The sequence below is a fragment of the Viridibacillus sp. FSL R5-0888 genome (assembly GCF_038009105.1).
Taxonomy (GTDB): Bacteria; Bacillota; Bacilli; order Bacillales_A; family Planococcaceae; genus Viridibacillus; species Viridibacillus arenosi.
Genome location: NZ_JBBPAU010000001.1, coordinates 4,184,632 through 4,202,936, shown reverse-complemented (window position 1 = coordinate 4,202,936; position 18,305 = coordinate 4,184,632). Strand labels below are relative to the sequence as shown.

General features: G+C 34.9%; 20 protein-coding genes. 15 read left to right on the top strand and 5 right to left on the bottom strand.

Annotated features, from left to right (window positions below):
- Nucleotides 1-6 precede the first annotated feature (6 nt).
- The 6 genes from kdpC (at nt 7) to MKY02_RS20700 (ending at nt 4,491) form a co-directional block, all read left to right on the top strand.
- Nucleotides 7-645 (top strand): K(+)-transporting ATPase subunit C, encoded by a 639-nt coding sequence (gene kdpC, locus MKY02_RS20725; protein WP_038180773.1) that lies wholly within the window; start codon nt 7-9, stop codon nt 643-645.
- Nucleotides 646-872: 227 nt separating this feature from the next.
- The gene (locus tag MKY02_RS20720) at nt 873-1,295 is read left to right on the top strand and encodes a GNAT family N-acetyltransferase (RefSeq protein WP_038180770.1); all 423 of its coding nucleotides are present in this window, start codon (nt 873-875) and stop codon (nt 1,293-1,295) included.
- Between the two features lie 213 nt (nt 1,296-1,508).
- Nucleotides 1,509-2,945, top strand: a complete 1,437-nt coding sequence (locus MKY02_RS20715) for an ABC transporter permease (protein WP_340711653.1) — start codon at nt 1,509-1,511, stop codon at nt 2,943-2,945.
- Nucleotides 2,946-2,955: 10 nt separating this feature from the next.
- Nucleotides 2,956-3,633 carry an ABC transporter ATP-binding protein gene (locus MKY02_RS20710; RefSeq protein ID WP_076034207.1) on the top strand — a complete coding sequence of 226 codons (678 nt, stop codon included), beginning with the start codon at nt 2,956-2,958 and terminating at the stop codon, nt 3,631-3,633.
- 142 nt (nt 3,634-3,775) lie between these two features.
- Complete coding sequence (locus MKY02_RS20705; protein WP_038180763.1) at nt 3,776-3,988, top strand: hypothetical protein; 213 nt, start codon at nt 3,776-3,778, stop codon at nt 3,986-3,988.
- A 221-nt stretch (nt 3,989-4,209) separates the two neighbouring features.
- The gene (locus MKY02_RS20700) at nt 4,210-4,491 is read left to right on the top strand and encodes a hypothetical protein (RefSeq protein WP_038180761.1); all 282 of its coding nucleotides are present in this window, start codon (nt 4,210-4,212) and stop codon (nt 4,489-4,491) included.
- Between the two features lie 172 nt (nt 4,492-4,663).
- Here the strand turns inward: MKY02_RS20700 and MKY02_RS20695 are convergent, their stop codons facing one another.
- The 3 genes from MKY02_RS20695 to MKY02_RS20685 all read right to left on the bottom strand — a co-directional run bounded on the left by MKY02_RS20695 (nt 4,664) and on the right by MKY02_RS20685 (nt 7,336).
- Complete coding sequence (locus tag MKY02_RS20695) at nt 4,664-6,118, bottom strand: sensor histidine kinase (protein ID WP_076034208.1); 1,455 nt, start codon at nt 6,116-6,118, stop codon at nt 4,664-4,666.
- Complete coding sequence (locus MKY02_RS20690; RefSeq protein ID WP_038180757.1) at nt 6,111-6,776, bottom strand: response regulator transcription factor; 666 nt, start codon at nt 6,774-6,776, stop codon at nt 6,111-6,113. The genes MKY02_RS20695 and MKY02_RS20690 overlap by 8 nt, the downstream gene beginning before the upstream one ends.
- Nucleotides 6,777-6,985: 209 nt before the next feature.
- A complete protein-coding gene (locus MKY02_RS20685) occupies nt 6,986-7,336 on the bottom strand; it encodes a YybH family protein (protein ID WP_038180755.1) in 351 nt (116 codons plus the stop codon).
- Nucleotides 7,337-7,533: 197 nt separating this feature from the next.
- On the opposite strand from MKY02_RS20685, the gene MKY02_RS20680 reads away from it, so the two are divergent.
- The 4 genes from MKY02_RS20680 (at nt 7,534) to MKY02_RS20665 (ending at nt 10,147) form a co-directional block, all read left to right on the top strand.
- On the top strand, nt 7,534-8,151 hold the full coding sequence (locus MKY02_RS20680; protein WP_038180752.1) for an NAD(P)-dependent oxidoreductase: 618 nt from the start codon (nt 7,534-7,536) through the stop codon (nt 8,149-8,151).
- 40 nt (nt 8,152-8,191) lie between these two features.
- Complete coding sequence (locus tag MKY02_RS20675; protein WP_081730028.1) at nt 8,192-8,866, top strand: ankyrin repeat domain-containing protein; 675 nt, start codon at nt 8,192-8,194, stop codon at nt 8,864-8,866.
- Between the two features lie 148 nt (nt 8,867-9,014).
- The gene (locus tag MKY02_RS20670) at nt 9,015-9,251 is read left to right on the top strand and encodes a hypothetical protein (protein ID WP_038180749.1); all 237 of its coding nucleotides are present in this window, start codon (nt 9,015-9,017) and stop codon (nt 9,249-9,251) included.
- A gap of 80 nt (nt 9,252-9,331) precedes the next feature.
- Entirely contained in the window at nt 9,332-10,147 is an 816-nt protein-coding gene (locus MKY02_RS20665) for a metallophosphoesterase (protein ID WP_076065548.1), read from the top strand.
- Nucleotides 10,148-10,200: 53 nt separating this feature from the next.
- Here MKY02_RS20665 and MKY02_RS20660 read toward each other — a convergent pair whose 3' ends face one another.
- Nucleotides 10,201-11,343, bottom strand: a complete 1,143-nt coding sequence (locus MKY02_RS20660; protein WP_076065547.1) for an FAD-dependent monooxygenase — start codon at nt 11,341-11,343, stop codon at nt 10,201-10,203.
- A 201-nt stretch (nt 11,344-11,544) separates the two neighbouring features.
- On the opposite strand from MKY02_RS20660, the gene MKY02_RS20655 reads away from it, so the two are divergent.
- From MKY02_RS20655 to MKY02_RS20645, 3 genes are all read left to right on the top strand, one after another.
- Entirely contained in the window at nt 11,545-12,861 is a 1,317-nt protein-coding gene (locus tag MKY02_RS20655; RefSeq protein ID WP_051448595.1) for a hypothetical protein, read from the top strand.
- Between the two features lie 289 nt (nt 12,862-13,150).
- A complete protein-coding gene (locus MKY02_RS20650; RefSeq protein ID WP_340711652.1) occupies nt 13,151-14,428 on the top strand; it encodes a dicarboxylate/amino acid:cation symporter in 1,278 nt (425 codons plus the stop codon).
- A 103-nt stretch (nt 14,429-14,531) separates the two neighbouring features.
- Nucleotides 14,532-15,266 carry a sulfite exporter TauE/SafE family protein gene (locus MKY02_RS20645; protein WP_038180741.1) on the top strand — a complete coding sequence of 245 codons (735 nt, stop codon included), beginning with the start codon at nt 14,532-14,534 and terminating at the stop codon, nt 15,264-15,266.
- Nucleotides 15,267-15,372: 106 nt separating this feature from the next.
- On the opposite strand, the gene MKY02_RS20640 is transcribed toward MKY02_RS20645, so the two are convergent.
- On the bottom strand, nt 15,373-16,560 hold the full coding sequence (locus MKY02_RS20640) for an alanyl-tRNA editing protein (protein ID WP_340711651.1): 1,188 nt from the start codon (nt 16,558-16,560) through the stop codon (nt 15,373-15,375).
- Nucleotides 16,561-16,678: 118 nt separating this feature from the next.
- Here MKY02_RS20640 and MKY02_RS20635 point away from each other — a divergent pair, with 118 nt between their 5' ends.
- Together MKY02_RS20635 and MKY02_RS20630 are read left to right on the top strand one after the other, a co-directional pair.
- Complete coding sequence (locus tag MKY02_RS20635) at nt 16,679-16,969, top strand: DUF6509 family protein (protein ID WP_038180735.1); 291 nt, start codon at nt 16,679-16,681, stop codon at nt 16,967-16,969.
- Nucleotides 16,970-17,086: 117 nt separating this feature from the next.
- A complete protein-coding gene (locus tag MKY02_RS20630; RefSeq protein ID WP_038180733.1) occupies nt 17,087-18,232 on the top strand; it encodes a VanZ family protein in 1,146 nt (381 codons plus the stop codon).
- Nucleotides 18,233-18,305: the final 73 nt, after the last annotated feature.

Below are 18,305 nucleotides of genomic sequence, written 5' to 3'. Positions count from 1 at the left end.
GATAACATGAAAGCATTTTTTAGCAATTCTAAACAAGCGCTGAAGGTTACATTATTAATGTTTGTATTGTGTGGCTTACTTTATCCATTCGCTGTCACTGGGATGGCACAAGTGTTATTCAATCATGAGGCAAACGGGAGTTTAATTGAGATGGATGGCAAAATGATAGGCTCGGATAAATTGGGGCAGGCTTTTACTTCACCTGAATTTTTCTGGGGGCGTGTTTCAGCCATCAATTACAATGTTTATACGAAAGAAGATCTTGTACCCAATGCTAAGGGGGAGACAAATTATAATGGCGTCAGTTCAGGTACCTTTAACTATGCACCGTCTAATCCTGAGCTAAAAAAACGAATGGAAGCAGATATTGAAACATTTCTAAAAGCGAACCCAGGGGTACAACGTGAACAAATTCCAGCTGATTTAGTTACGGCATCTGGATCGGGACTTGACCCACATATCAGTGTAGAGTCTGCAAAAATCCAAATAAAACGTATAGCACAAGCAAGCAGTCTCTCTGAAGACGAAGTGAATGACATTGTAAAAGCAAATACTGATAGTCGCACATTTAATGTTTTTGGAGAGGATAAAGTTAACGTCCTTAGCGCAAATTTAGATATTTATAAAAAAATGAAGGGAAAATAATTAGGAAATAATAATTGTGATAAATAGGATGAAATAGCCATTTAGTTTCCGTGGTTTATCGGCGCTCGATGGCTAATTCTTTTGTAGTTGATTTTGTTATTAAGAAATTGAAATAAATTCTATACAGATAAAACCTTAATAAAATGGCATTTTCATAAGTATTTTAAGCAGGTATTTGCCGGTCTATCAAGAACAAGTATATGAAAGCGAAAAAGGAGGAATTGTATATGGAGATTCAAATTATTAAAGAAAAAAATAAAAGTAGTCACGATTACATAAATGACCAGCTATATAAATATAATTTGGCTCACTTCCCAGTAGATTTAAGAGGCAGGTATCAAGAGATTAGTATTTTTCTTAAAGATGAACACGGCAACGTTCGAGGTGGCATTATAGGTCAAGTGTGTTGGAATTGGTTAGAAATACATTCATTAATCGTTGATGAAGATTTACGTGAATATGGATATGGTACAAAACTTCTATTAGAAATAGAAAAGATTGCAATAGAAACAAAATGTGATTTTATCAAAGTAGATACACTAAGTTTTCAGGCATTAGGCTTTTATGAAAAGCATGGCTATGAGGTATTTGGTAGCATTGATAATGTTGGCAGAGACTATCAGCATTACTATTTGAAAAAGGAATTATAAAAAATACAAAAGAGCTGTCCCAAAGTAGGTTTTTATCGACTTTGGGACAGCTCTTTTATAGTTAAACATATTTTATCTCGTTTGGTAAAACCATAAATTATAATATTATCTTCTCCACATAAACTTCCTCATATCTATTGATAGACTCCTAGATAACTTCATACTAGCTCCAGACAAGTGCTATATATTTTAGATATCAAGGAGGTTATGGAAATGAATTTTATTAAACGAGCATTTTTAAGTGTAAGAGCAAGAAAGGGGAAATCCCTTATCCTATTTACTGTATTTTTAGTCGTTGCTAATTTAACCTTAGCAGGATTCGCCATGCAAAATGTCACAGAGACAGCGAGTGATCTTGCTAGAAAAAAGTTGGGCGTTGACGTAACGCTAGGATTAGACCAAAAAAAGGTTCAAAAACATATAGAAAAACAGTATGAAGAAAATCCAAATGAGAAAATAAATCTTCCGGAAATTTCTACAGAGGAAGCAGATAAGTTAGCTAAATCACCCTATGTAAAAAATTTCAACTATATAAAAGAAGCTTATGGTTTAGCGGATGGCTTTACTCCCATTGAGGTTGATGAAAATGAAAATGAAGGCTCGGTTGGTTTCGTTGGTGGAGGCCAAAATGATAGAGAAATGCCAAATATATCATTGGTCGGCGTGAGAAGCTCTGATTTATTGAAAGGATTTACAGAAGGAACGGAGAAAATCATTGAGGGGCGTACCATAACAGCAGAAGATAAAGGTAAGAAAGTAGCCTTGATTGAAAAACAGTTAGCTGAACAAAACAAGCTAAAGGTTGGTGATAAGGTGAAGATCAAAACAGACGATGGAAAATCGAAAATAAAGGTAGAAATAATAGGGATTTATGAAGCATCCGATACAACTGGCCAAAACATGCCAATAGCGTTCTTGAAGCCATCTAACAAAATATATGTTTCGTGCGAATCGTTAAAAGAATTTTCTGGAAATAAGAATATGAAGGGCACACCCATTGATAAAGCCATTTATTACTTAAATGATCCAGATCATATCGATGCTTTTAAAGCACTGGGGAAGAAAACAAACATTGATTTTGACCTATTTAAACTAGATGCTCATGATGCCTTATATAAAAAAATGATCGGCCCTATTGAAAACATGGCAACCACTTCAAAATGGATTGTATATATGGTTTCAATCACTGGAACAATTATTCTTGGTCTTATCATAATGTTGACTATAAAAGAACGTCGGAAGGAGTTAGGTATCTTACTGGCGATTGGTGAGAAGAAAGGGAAATTAATAGGTCAACTCTTAGTAGAAGTATTATGTATAGCTGTTTTAGCATTTAGCCTTTCTATATTTACAGGTGGGGCAGTTTCTCAAAAAATGGGAGACAGTTTATTACAGAAAGAAATTACGGCTTCTGAAGAGCAAGAAAATAATCCAGGGGAACAAGGAAAAGCGGTTATGATTACGAGTGCGATGGATGGTGATCTAGGTAAAGATGTAGATCCTATTGATAATATTGATGTAAGTGTAACATCACAAGATATTTTGAATTTAGGTGGGTTCGGTCTATTAATCGCAATTTTAGCAACACTTCTTCCGGCATTATCGATTCTTCGATTGAATCCAAAAGAAATTTTATTAAAAGACGAATAGAGGGATAGACATGGATACTATATTACAATTCAAAAATCTGAATTATCACTATCACAGCAATAATAAAAAAATCAATATATTAGATAACGTAAACTTCTCGTTTCAAACGGGCTGCTTATATACCATTTTAGGACCATCAGGATCGGGGAAAACAACTACCCTTAGTTTAGCAAGTGGATTAGATGTTCCAAGAGGTGGTTATGTATTATACAACGGAAGAGATATACGGAAGATAGGTCTAGATACTTATCGAAACAAACATGTTTCGATTATCTTTCAATCTTATAATCTTATAACGTATATGACTGCTCTTCAAAATGTAGTCACCGCGATGGAGATTACAGGGGTCGATGTAAAAGACAAAAAAGAAAGAGCACTTGAGTTATTAAGTAAGGTAGGATTAACAGAAGTAGAAGCAAAAAGAAAAGTATTACAGCTTAGCGGTGGTCAGCAACAGCGTGTAGCGATTGCTCGCGCACTATCTTGTAACGTAGATTTATTAATTGCTGATGAACCAACTGGAAATCTAGATCAAGAAACTTCTATGGAAATTATCGACCTATTTAAAGAACTTGCTCATAAAGAAAATAAATGTATCATTGTCGTTACTCATTCCCAAGAAGTGGCCAAGCAATCAGATAAAGCGTTGTATCTAGAAAAAAGAAATTTAGTACTTAGACAATTATAGGGAAAACGAGTATTAAAGCTAAAAAATATGTCGGTAACGCTGTGAAAAAAGAAATAAAACCATGCAAACTAGTATAGTTCTAATTAGATAAAATCTAGAAATACAGTGGTGAAACTCATAAGAAAGGGGTGAGAGAGATACGATGAAAATTGTGGCTTCTATTGGTCTAGTGACAATCGGTATTTTAATTGGTACGTATTTAAATCTTTTAAATTTAGGCTATAACACAGAATCGGGTCCAAAAGAAACAGATTCGTATCAAGATAGTAGAATGCCAAATGCACCAAATCCAGAAGTGATGCCCCCTTCTAACCAAGATAAGCATGAGAGTGGTAGAACAGGATCACCTAGTTGAGTTTCAGAAGATAGAAAGAATAATGGGATAGCTTCAAGATAGACTCAGAAGGCAAAGGTCCTCAACGAATGAGGATCAAATAATAGGTGTGTTGCCTTCCAAATAAAAACAGCTTGTGGATTTAAAATCCCGCAAGTTGTTTTTATTTGGAATATTTTAAGGTAGAATGAAATGAAAAAGAACATTTTTATTCACGAAAAGGTTAGAGAGGAGTAAATCTATTGGAACTAAGTGGCTGGATTTTTATGACGATTGCCGTATTCTATTTTCCACTCTTTGTATGGCTTTCTTTCACATATATTGAATCTACAAAAGAACCTAAAAGAAGACCAATATATTATGGATTTTTGCTTTCTTTTTGTATTTTTAACATTTTGAATAATACTCTCCTTAAATTAAATAGTTCATACGGCTTATCAATTATTGCAAGTTTTATAGTCTTGTTTAGTGTATTTATGTTGTTAGCTGTCATGAGGGACAAAAAAGTTATTGAAGAGTATTGAGGTTGTTAGAATATAAGTTGTTCAAAGGTTAAATGTAGTTAACAATTTTACATAGAAAAATCCATTTTGAATTATCTCTTTCAAAATGGATTTTTTCTTCTTCTTAAAAATGATCTTTTGAAAAAAATTATAGAAATTTCTTTCAAAATTAAAATCTAAACTATTTTGTTGTTCACTTTGTGGATAAAGGAATGGTAAATAAAAATTGTACGCCATTTTCAGTGTTATTTAAAGAATAGGTAATAGAAAGTGTTTCAAAAACTTGCTTTACAATATATAACCCTAAGCCACTTCCACCAGTATTTCGATTTCTTGATTTTTCGATTCTATAAAACGGATCGAAAATTTGCTGTAAATCCTCTTCTTTAATTTTAATACCTGTATTAATGACTTTAATTTGAATGTGTTGTTTTGAGTCCGCAGTTAAAGATATATATACTTTCTCTCCATGAGGTGAATACATAATTGCATTATGAACAATATTTTTGCAGGCTTTTTCTAAAAGAACCCGGTCTGTATAAACAAGATGGTGAGAACCAACTTGTTTTATCATTTGAATGTCTTTTTGAGAAGCAAAAAATTCAAGATCTTTTGTGATTGTATTAATTAATTCCGAGAGATTTACTTCTTCCAATTGTAGTTTAAAAGTATGTTGCTCTAATTTTGACATGCTTAAAATCTCGCGAACAAGTTGTTCCATACTTTCGATAATTTGGTGATTCTTCTTTAAGTATTGGTCACGATTTTGATACGGGCCAATATTATAAATCATTCCTTCTAAGTATCCTTTCATGACGGTGAGAGGAGTTTTTAATTCATGTGCTACTATTGAGAAAAATTCCCTGCGTTTTTGTTCTATTTTTCTTTCTTTTTCAATATCGCTTTTTAACTGTTGATTTGCTTTCTTTAAATCATGCATAGTATGTTGTAAATTAACTGACATATCATTTAAGCTATTGGATAATTCCGCTAGCTCATCATTGGATCGAACCTCGATTTTTTCAGAGAAATCCAAGTTCGCCATCTTTTGTGCCCCTTGATTAATATAAATGAGAGGTTTTGTGATGAACCGTGAATACAAATAAGCACTACCTAAACCAATAACAATCACAATAATACTAATATAAGGAAGGAAAAGGGCCAATACCTGTGAAGCTTCATTAATAGGTTGAAATGTTGCGAACACCACGAGTGTTAAGTTAACGTTTAGGAATTGAATAGGTATGGTAGCATTATACGAATTGGAAAGATTATCTGAATTCTCCAATGGACCTTTAGTAGCCGGCGTTACTGCTACCCCTTTACTATTACTACCGGTAAAGGAAAAGGTAGGAGAATAAATAATTCTTCCTTCTTGATCTTGAAGGTAGATTATTGCGTTATTTTTTTGTGAATATTTATCAAGAAGTGGTATTGCATTTTGAAAAGTAAGATCCTTGGATTTATCAATTATTTCTTCTATTCCTGTTTGAAGTTGATCTGTTTTATACTGTTCATAAAACGTAGGGAGAAAGAAGTATAAAGTTAGATACATCACTAATGCAAAGGCTAACAAAATAAGTGAAGTAATCCAAAAGAGTTTATAAGTAATTCGATTCATCTTTGTGATTTTTAATATTTTATTCATCGATTTTGTAACCAATGCCTTTTACGGTTTTAATATAAGGTATATCTAATTTTTTTCGTATGTTTTTAATATGTGTATCGATAATACGTGTTTCACTACAATATTCGTAGCCCCAAGCCTTTTCTATAATTCGCTCTCTTGTAAGTACTTTTTTTTCATTTTGAAGTAGTAGTTGCAGAATTTCGAATTCTTTTGTAGTTAATAGTATTTCAATCTCATTAACATATACTTTATATGCTTCACAATCAACATGGACTTCTTTAAATACTAAATGATTATCCGTACTTTGATCATAACTTCTTCTCAGTACTGCTTCGACTCGTCTAATCAGAACATGGAAAGAAAAAGGCTTAGTAATATAATCATCGATTCCAATATCAAAGCCTTTCATTTGATGTTGTTCTTCTTCTAATGCGGTTAGCATAATAATTGGTACATTAGACTGTTTTCGTATCATTTGTGCCATTTCAAATCCCCTAAGGTTTGGCATCATCACATCCAAAAGAATTAAATCATAGGAATGCTTATTAAATTGTCTCATTCCTTCTAATCCATCTGATGCGGTTTCAACAATATAGTTTTGTGTCATTAAAAATTGTTTTATTAACTCTTGAATTTCTTTGTCATCCTCTACTACAAGAACTTGATAGTTTCTCACTGTATCACCTCTTAAAGCATTATAACCGTGTTATCTGGAGTTTATGTGAAGAAACATTGGTATGATACTTAGAAACAATATAGAAAATTAATAGGGAAACTTTGTTTATTTCTATACTAACTCTCCAAAACCCGTATACGAATGTATGGAAATCTTCGTATACGGGTTTTATTTATGTTTCTTAGAAAGTATCTTATTGATCATTACTTTTAAGAGCTTAAATGCTCATGAACTAGAAGCCATCTATCCGCTTCTTTCACAAAAATATTAGTGGCTCTTCCTTTGCCACATATATACTCATCATTAATATATCCCTCATAGAAATATGTATAAATACAAGTTGCAGAGCTTTCTTTTTGGTCTAACCATTCAACATCATGTGCTTCGTAATTTTCATTCTTTACTATTGACCAAGCATTTTCAAAGTATTGTTGGATTTCTTCGTGACATGTGCAGGTCTGATCCGAGAAAAAATATACAGCTTTAGGATGCAACAATTTTTTTACTTGCTTAAAATCATGCGTATTTGTAGCTTTAATATAACTATCTAATATCTGCATGGAATCCCTCCTATAGATTGTTAAAAATAGTATACTAATCCCTAAATCCCCTGTCTAATTTACGCAAAAAACTTCCATAAAGCATTCTATTATTTCCAACAAAACAAACAATGCTAAACTATAAAGAAGACGATGAAAAAATATATAAACCATTTCATAAATCACCAATTATAAGAATAATAAAGGAGCATCACCAAATGAAAATCACAATCTTCGGTGCAACCGGACGCGTAGGAAATGAAGTATTACAACGTGCCTTAGCTGAAGGGCATGAAGTTAAGGTACTCGTACGTTCGCTAGAAAAATTGCCAGCACATCCAAATCTCCAAAAGTTTAAAGGAGATGTTAAAAATTTTGAACATACGGTCCAAGCTATGGAGCAGGCAGACGCAGTAATAAGTGCAATTGGTACGGACAAAACGACAACATTATCAGAAGGCGTCCCAAATATTATTAGGGCGATGGAGCAACTAAATGTAAAAAGAATCGTCACAATCGGTACAGCCGGCATTTTAGATAGCCGCGCTGAAAGAGGAAAACTACGCTTCCAATCATCTGAATCCAAACGAAAGCTTACTTTTGCGGCAGAGGAACATGCAAAAGCATTCCGTGCATTAGAAGCATCGGATTTAGATTGGACAATTGCTTGTCCAACTTATTTACCAGATGGCTCAGCTATTGGTGTATATCGTACAGAAAGAAATATGCTACCACTAAACGGAGAGAAAATTACAGTAGGTGACACTGCTCACTTCGTTTATCAGGAATTATTTCAAAATGAATTTAAACACTTACGTGTCGGTTTGGCATACTAATTTGGAAAAGTAGTTTCACAAAGAGGAATGGTGAAATCATATGGGAATGCGTAATAAAGCAATTTTTGCGGCTGTATCATTAGGTTTAGCATTTGCAGGTTATGTGACAGTTAAGAAAGTAGGGGTACAGATGTCATTATTTGAAGCTGTTGAGAAGCAAGATAGTAATGCTGTAAAAAAAGCGCTGAAATCTGAACAAGATATTAATACACAAGATGGCAAAGGACGCACAGCGCTTATGATTGCGACATATAATAACGACGTGAAATCGGCGAAAGTGTTAACTGAAGCAGGAGCCGATGTAAATATTCAAGATGATATGCAAAATTCTCCATTTTTATATGCAGGAGCAGAAGGTTATTTGGACATTGTAAAGCTAACTTCAAAAGCCGGTGCAGATCCTAAAATTACAAATCGCTATGGTGGTATTGCTTTAATTCCAGCTTCTGAGCACGGGTATGTTGATGTTGTAAAATTTTTATTAACTGAAACAAATAGTGATGTGAATCATATTAATAACTTAGGGTGGACGGCATTATTAGAAGCAATCATCTTAGGCGATGGTGGTAAAAAACAACAAGAAACTGTGCGTATTTTGTTAGAGCATGGAGCTAATCCAAATCTTGCGGATAGAGATGGTGTTACTCCACTTGAGCATGCAGAAAAACTTGGTTACAAAGAGATTGAAAAACTGTTAAGAAAAGCTCGATATTAATTCCAATTTTGCTTGTATCAGTGTTCCGATTAATTATCCGATAGCGGCAATAAGCAAACTCACTATAAAACAGTAAATTAAGGGTAAAGTTTATAAAACGCATAGTACCCTGTACAATATAGATCTTTCAGAGAAAGTTAAGCCAACTGTGATTAGCTGGTCAGATCAGCATACATTAAATTTTAAAAAACCTGATTCATATGAATTCGAAGGTAATATTTTTACAGATGAAATTGGTCTTTTCCCATTTGCCCAAAGTGGATTTGACACAATTGACGGAAATATCGGTGCTGATGGCTCTACTTATGTCATTCTGAAAGTTCCGAAACATATCAATGTATTAGATGAAAACGGGTCGAGAATGTATCCACCAGTTGAATATTGATACCCAATGAATATAGTTGATAGTATTATGTTAAGGATTGTAATGAGGAAAAAAGAGATTAAAGAAACGAGCGATGACCATTGAAGAAGATTTTACGTATTATTATCGGATTAATACTGGTTGTGATTTTTTGTATAGTAAATAACAAATGGTTAGTCACAACGACGTATAAAATAGAGTCTAAGAAATTACCAAAATCTTTCGATGGTATGCGCATCGTTCAAGTTTCTGATTTACACGATGCTACATTTGGCAATAAGCAGGATCGACTTATTAAAAAGGTTCTAGATGCAAAGCCGGATGCCATTTTCTTGACAGGCGATGTTATTGATCGCAACCGCTATGATTTGGAGGAGAGCATGCAGGCTGTCGCTGGTTTTGTGAAAATTGCGCCGGTTTATTATGTTACAGGTAATCATGAAATAGCTGTAAATAAAGTTTCCGAAATTAAAGGTGCTCTTACTGAACTGGGCGTCAATGTATTATCAAACAGTACCTTGCCATTTAAAAAAGATGGAGAAGTAATTCAAATTGTAGGTATTGAAGATCCGCTTGCTGGAACAGATACACAAGCAATGCTAGATACTGCACTTCTCCATCAATCAGAGGCTAATTTTAAGCTTTTACTAGCTCATCGTCCTGAATACATGACAGTATATGCTGAAAATAATATTGATATAACATTTTCTGGTCATGCACATGGCGGACAATTCCGTTTGCCAGGTGTCGGTGGTCTCATCGCACCAGGGCAAGGATTCTTTCCGAAATATACAGCTGGTACATTCGAGGTCGATCATATGACTCAAGTAATTAGTCGGGGGCTTGGTAATAGTCTAATGCCTGTTCGCTTACTCAATTTACCTGAAATTGTCGTGGTGGAATTACATTCTATATAATAATAAAAAATTTCGCTAGGTCCTGATAAGCATTTCAGTACTTAGCGATTTTATTATTTAAACTTCACATCAAATAGGAATTTTAATCTCCACAGTAAAGCCTTTGACGGTATAAGTGGAAAGGCGATATCTCGTGCCTTAGCTAAAATCGGGGAACCAAGTTGAGCGCTCCAACCAATTTGGCGCGAAAGTGAGATTACTTTTGCTGTACGAGCTACGCGTTCGCTTTCATAGTGTTGGAGAGCGTCTTGAAAATTAGCGTATTCAGCAAGAGCCGTCGTTAAAACAAGTGCATCTTCAATCGATTGCCCAGCCCCTTGGCCCATATTTGGCGTTGTAGCATGTGCAGCATCTCCTAACAAAACGATACGTCCATATGCGAACTTCATTAGAGGACGGATATCTTTTATATCATGGTGTAAAATAGCATCTGGTTTTGTATCCAGTATAAGGTCAGCAACGTGAGCAGGGAATTTTTCAAACAAACGAGCGATTTCTTTTCGACCTAGGGTGTGATAAAAAGCATCATTTTCGTGTGCATTGACGCAGGCAAACCAGTAAACTTGTCCGTTTTTCAAGGGGGCATAGCCAAATCGTCCAGAAGTTTCCCATATTTCACAGGATGTATGTTCATCAACACGCCCCTTGTTTTCAGCTACACCACGCCAGCACATATAACCGGCATAACGCGGAGCAGAGTCAGGTACAAGTTTTTGCCGAATAGGTGAGTGAATCCCATCTGCCGCAATGAGCAAATCAGCTGTCACATATGTCCCATCTTCAAAAAAAGCTGTTACTTGCGTATCCTCAGATACAACATCTACACATTTCTTACTATATTTCACCGTTCCTTCAGCTAAAGCTTCTAATAAAGTACTATGTAGATCAGACCGTTGAATCGTAATGTTTTCCTGTCCGTAAAGTCGTTTAATAGCACCAAAATCGATTGTGTTCAATATTTTTCCAGTGCTGTTTTGAAACACTTGCGTTGTCAAAGTCGTTCCATTTGTATAGACCTTTTCTCCAACGCCCATTTTCATGAGTGCCTGCATGGCATTTGAACCAATGCCAATACCGGTGCCAACGGGTTGGAAAGTAGGAGCGGCTTCGAAAACTTCAACATGTATTTGTCTTTTTTGAAGGGCAACTGCAGCACATAAACCTCCGATGCCGCCACCAATGATTGCAATCTTCAACTATAATCAAAACCTTTCAGAAATGAATTATTTACTATAATTATAGGGTATAACAAAGACGGTTGTACCTATTATGCTTACGTTTCATAAATAGGACTAGTCGCATCTACATTAAATTGTTAAAATATTCATACAGATGCAGTCGGTATTTATATGTTCACATAACCGATAATTACTATTAAAAGGAGGGCGACATGTAAAGTGAACAATTATTATGTACAAAATAGAGTGTCCCTACCTGACCAACACACGAATCAAGCCGATAAAAATAATATTTTAGAACCTTTTTTAGATGTGAAAACGGTAAAACACTTGAAGAAAAAATATATTGCGGAAGTACAGGAGCGTTTACCGATGTATTTTTCAGCAGATAAGCGAATGAAAATGCAATCGCTTACAGAAGAGCAATTTCAACAACAAGGCTTGCCAAAAGAAATTTTCTGGAAGATGGTCGAATTTAATGTGAGTACAAAAGGTGGGATTTCTTTTGAACGACTTCCTGCTATTGGCGAGCATCTCGATTATTTAGCTTCCGAATATATCACATATAAAATGCGTATCGAACGTGATTTTGAAAGTGAAGACCAAGTAGCACAACTTGCTAAACTGGATGAAATTTTTGGTCGTGGGTTAAAAAGAATGTCGAATGCTTTTATTGATTCTGTCGGCGCTTTTTTTGAAAAAAATGAAGTAGTAGGAGAATCAGCTTTAATGGAGCAATCGATTAAAGGGATTTATCAATACAAACTTGCTAAATACGGAAATTTTGTTGTAGCAAATAAGGATTACGCTTTTATTAAAGGTACATCGGATGAGTGGTTGGAAAGAGATTCATATTTTATGGGAGATATTCTACGCTTAGTGATAGCTAAAATAGATGAGAATCGTATTAAAATAAGAGAAAATCCGTATACAACATTGGAATTAAATGCAGTAGCGGCTTTTTACCAAGCAGTACAACGTAGATTAGCTAACCAAAAATCAACTTCCGTTAGCGAGGAGCAGCTAGGAGTAGAGCTTGGGTTTTTAGGTATGAAGTTAGAACTTCTGATTCAAAAAGATGGTATATCCCCTGAACTAGCTAGTAAAATGGAGACTGCGTATTTATCATTTTTCAACTACAAAATAGAAGATATAAATCAACGTCAATTAGAGACTAAAAATAATCCTTATACTAGAAATCGAGAAGCATTTAGCGATTTAAATCGTGAAACGGTTGAGGATTGGGCAAAACGTTTGCGTAATAGCTTACAGGAAGAAAATCCTCAACAAGTATTTGAAGCAACAATCTTATTGGCCTACAATATATTCCAAAAGAAAGTGCAACAAGTGAGTAAATTAGAACGCTACCAAGAGCAAAATGATTGGAATACGTTTTATGAGGAAGCTCCAACGAATAATTATCAAGTTGAGCTACCAGATGTATTTTGCTATAACGCATTAATAGTCGATTGGAATAAATTTATAACTGAAACAATCGTCGATCAAAAGATGCTTTTCATTAAAGATAGAATTTAAAAATTGTCGTTTGTATTTGAAAATTTTTTATTTAAACAAGGTTTAAGAATTTGAACTAGAGGGTATTTGTAAATTACCCATTTAAAAAATACTTATTGTAGTTAATATTTAAGTTCATTGATGATGTATTTTAAGTACAGCATTAAACTCCTTTATTGATCGTTAAGTTTTAAGTAAATAGTTAGTTAAAATGCCCGTATGTGAAAATAGTCAATACTATATCACTGCGGGCATTTTCTATAATTTTTTATTTAGAAATTGGTATTCCATTAAACGAGGAGGGAAAAAGATGAAGTTAGCTCGTAATATTATTATTGCACTCATATTAGGTGCGTTAGTTGGTGTTGGGATGAATATGTGGGCGGAGGATATCTTTCCTAAGGTGGATCAATACTTCTTTAGCCCATTAGGTACCATTTTCTTGAGTCTTATTAAAATGCTTGTAGTGCCACTTGTGTTCTTCTCCATTATTTTAGGGACTGCGAATATTGGTGATCCAAAAAAGTTAGGACGTATAGGTATTAAAACGATGGTCTTTTTCCTATTGACTACGGCAATGGCTATTATTTTAGGGATTGGCTTAGCTTCGATAATTCAACCAGGGAACATCGGGCAGTTCGAAACAACAGGCTTAGAATATAAAGCAGACAAAGCCCCACCCATCTCAGAAACGTTCCTTTCTATTATTCCAACAAACCCTATCCAAGCAATGGTAGAAGGAAATATGCTTCAGATTATTTTTTTCGCAGTCTTTGTGGGGATAGCTATTAGCTACCTTGGAAGCAAAGCAAACACTTTACTGAAAGTGATAAACCAGGGAAATGAAGTCATGATGATTTTAGTGAACATCGTGATGAAGTTTGCTCCATACGGTACATTTGGTTTACTTGCTTCTGCTATCGGTAAACAAGGGATAGGTGCCATCAAAGCGATGGGACTTTATATGGTTGTAGTCATGCTCGCACTTATTTTGCATATGTTCATTGTTTATGGTACAGCTATATCATTATTATGTCGTAGAAATCCGGTGCAATTTTTCAAAGACTTCTTCCCAGCTATGACCGTGGCCTTCAGTACATCAAGTAGTAGTGCAACATTACCTGTATCAATGGAGATAGCTCAGAAGAAGATGGGTATTCCTAAGGCCATTAGTAGTTTTGTCCAACCATTAGGTGCAACAGTGAATATGGATGGCACTGCCATAATGCAAGGAGTAGCAACGATTTTTATCGCTCAAGTATTCAACGTGGATTTAACTTTTGGTCAACTTGTTACAGTTGTTATGATTGCTGTACTAGCAAGTGTTGGAACCGCAGCTGTACCTGGAGCGGGACTGATTATGCTGGCAATGGTTTTACAATCTGTTGGGCTTCCAGTTGAAGGAATAGCTCTTATTATTGGAATTGATCGTTTACTCGATATGGCACGAACAGCGGTTAATACAACAGGTGATATCACTTGTGCAGCGTATATAACAGAAAGTGAAAAGCGCAAAGGTGAAACTTTTGAAGACAGCAATTCAAATGAAGAGGATTCATTTGAATTAGAGGGTCATAGCTCATATTAAAATGAATGGTCATCCTATGGGTGGCCATTTTATATTTACATTTATTGTTATGACGACTTCGTATAAAATGGAAGTAGGTTGATAAGATGGAAGAAGGGGTCTTGTGTCATTTTTTATCTTCATTGTGATTGGCTTTGCCGGAAACTTTATTGGCACACTAAGCGGGGGAGGTGGATTGATTTCTTTACCGACGATGCTTCTTTATGGTCTACCCGTGCATTCTGCTATTGGAGCAAATAAAGTAGCGAATACAGTTAGTTCATTTACTAGCTTTCTAGTAATCTTTAAAGAGAAGGAAATTACGTTAAAGGAATCAGGTATCGTGTTAGTCACTTGTTTATTAGGCGGAGCAACAGGAGGAATGGTTGCCTCGTTAATGAGTGGAGATACATTGACACTAGTAGCAATTTTTTTATTAGGCTTTGCTTTTATAACTTCATTATTAAAGAAAAGTAATTTTGAAGGGGAAGAACAATTTAAGCTGAATATTAAAACCGGTTCATCGTTATTTGGAATTGGTATGTATGACGGGATGTTTGGACCTGGAAGTGGTACATTACAGATGTATTTATATGCAAGTCAGAAAATTGCTTATATCCGTGCGGTAGGCTTAAATAGAGTAGGTGTTTTTGCAGGGTGCTTTGGTAGTTCTATCACATACATTTCGACAGGGAAAATCGAATGGCCACTGACAATTGCTTTAATGTTTGGCGGTATAATTGGCGCACAAGTAGGCATTAAAGTGGCGCGTAAAATGAATGTGAAATATATTAATCCGCTATTACGGGGTATTACGCTCTTATTAATCGTACAAATTGTTGTAAATTATTATAAGTAATTGCTGAACTCAGTTAATTGGTTTAATTGATAATTTAAAATCCACCTCTTTATAGAAAGAGGTGGATTATTTTAATTGTAAAAAAGTGAGCTAACTGGTTGCCTGTTTATATAATATTTCTCATCTTCTCTAGTAATTCAGCACCCGTCATCGTATGGTCGCCACCACCCTGTACAAAGGCATCGCTACCGCCACCTTTGCCATTTAATAATGGTAGGACTGCTGAAGAAATATCTTTCATACTCATATCAATTGCATTTGTACCGCGAGCAGCGACAAACTGTAACTTCTCTCCTTGCTCAGCAACGAGAAGCACCACGATATTTTCATTTTCGGCTATAACTAGTCGAGCTAACTTTTGCAATTCTTGAATGGAACGCGCTGCATAAACAGCACCAGTTACACCGTTTTTAGTGGTTGCTGCAAGTTCTAATGCTTCATATGATAGCAATTGTTCTTTGGCTGCATCTAAAGCTTTCTCTAATCCTTTTTGAACAGTAAATAGTTTTGAAATTGTATCAGCCACTTCGTTTTCAGGAGTACTTGCTAGTTTAGCCACTTTACTTAGTTCATTTTTTCGCCAGTGTAGTTCACTTAATACGCGTCCGCCACAAACAAAATGCACGCGTATTTTTCTTTTTTGTTTTTCAGTATGCATAATTTTAATGGCGCTAACTTGTCCGGTTGAAGTGGGATGAATACCACCACAGCCGTTATAATCGTAATCTGGAATGATAACCAGGCGAATTTCTTTTGTTACACTCAGTGCTTTACGAAGGTTATAGCGTTCTAATTCATCTACTGTCACCCACTTTGTTTCAATTGGTCGATTTTCCAAAATAATTTTGTTAGCTAGAGCTTCTACTGCTACAAGTTCGTCTTCACTAATGTTTTCAATATCTAAATCTATCGTTACAGTTCCTCGCCCTAGATGGAAGCTAATGGTTTGGTAGCCGAATAGCTCAACAAAAGCAGCGGTCAAAATATGTTGCCCTGCATGTTGCTGCATATGATCGAATCGTCGTTCCCAATCGAGCACGCCCATTACCAATTCATCATCGTTAGGTAAAGACTCTGCAATATAATGACGAATTTCGTCGTCCACTTTCTCTACATCTACTACGGCAATGCCATTTAAAGTACCTGTATCATGAGGTTGACCGCCACCAGTAGGATAGAATGCTGTATTATCAAGCACGATAAATTCGCGTCCGTCATCTTCAATCCCTTTTCTTATAATTTTTGCTGGAAACTCTTTCATCATCGCATTTTGATAGTAAAATAATGTCTGCAAACGTCATCACTCCTAATTTTTTTATCGAAAAGTACAGGTAAATCAGCTAAAAACTTTACTAATCGCATTTTTGCTTTAATATTAATGATTGAAACATGCAAAAGAGGAGCGATTCTTTATGGACATTTTAGCATATACAATGGATGAAATTTTAGATCCTACAAATATTATTGAAGGACAACGCTTTGAATTCTTATTAGATATCGAAGTAGATGAAGAAGACGAACTATTTGTAGAAGGTGGTCTTGAGATTCGCGCAATCGTAGGGAAAAAAGAGGACGACTTTAAGCTTGCGAATTACTTCATCATTGATAAAGGTACTGAAAAAATGCTCGAATTTGGTCTAGAAGAAGATGAAGAAGAATTGATTTTGAGTTTTTGTAAAGAGCGCATTATAGCAGGCGAATAACAAATTGATTAGGTAACAGGAGGCATTCGATTTTAGTTTAAATACTTTTAATCTGAATGCCTTTTTTGGTATGATGAGAATTATTTTATGAATTAATGACGAAAGAGGTAGGAGAGCATGTCAGCTTATACACAGCCAATTTACGTTGCAATGATAGTATTTATCCTTTTGGCCGTTATTATTTTTGTGCCTTGGCTTATTTACACATATCGTAAATATGGATACTTGCCATTATCAACGACGCTAATCGCATTTTCATTTATTTTTTATTTTATTAGCGCATTATTTTTAGTTCTACTCCCATTACCAGAATCACGTAATACTTGTATTACACAACAGCCAGGTACACAGCATTATTCATTGATGCCGTTTACCTTTATCTCAGATATGTTTAAAAATAGTGGTGTGATTTTATCTCAGCCAAGTACATATGCATTATTAGTTAAACAGTCTGCCTTTTATCAAGCCTTTTTTAATTTCTTATTACTATTACCGTTTGGCGTATACTTACGTTATTTCTTTCAACAAAGAAAGTACTGGAAAAGGGCACTTGGCTTAACTTTTGCATTAACATTATTTTATGAAATTACACAAGTGACGGGTATTTATGGTATTTATAACTGTGCGTATCGTATTTTTGATGTGGATGATTTGATGCTTAATACATTAGGCGGCATACTTGGCTTCTTCATCGCACCTGCTATTTTGGCATTGTTCCCATCAAAAGAAAGCATTAATGCAAAAGCGGAAAGATTGATTGCACTTGATGATGTTCGTGCAATGTCTGTATTAATCGCATTACTTATTGATATTTTCATTATTGATCTGCTTGGGCAATTAAGCACTACATTTACAGAGTCAAATTTAATTATAAATTTCCTGATTAAATCTATTGTCATTTTCATTGCATTTTTTGTCATTCCAATCTTGTGGAATGGACATTCAATTGGTTCGAAAATTATGCGTTTCCGCTATGATAGTAAAGTAAGTACTATAGATACAAATAAGCGATTGTTCAAACGTTTTGGTGCAATCTATCTTACTTATTTTGCATTCTTTGTACTAAGTATTTTCGCTCAAATGAACTTACAAATTGGTTCACCGTATTATAAATTAAAAGTATTTTTAGCACTGGGTACAAACTTACTTGAATTAGTATTAATAGTTGTTCTGTTCTTCCATGCATTGCTCGTTGCATTTGGAAAAGGCAAACGACGATTTTACTTTGATGAAGCATCAGACTTACACACAACGAGAAAATAAAGATAGAAAAGGACTTTCTGTAAATCGGGAAGTCTTTTTTTATTTGCGAAAATAACAATTAATAGTGCTCGAA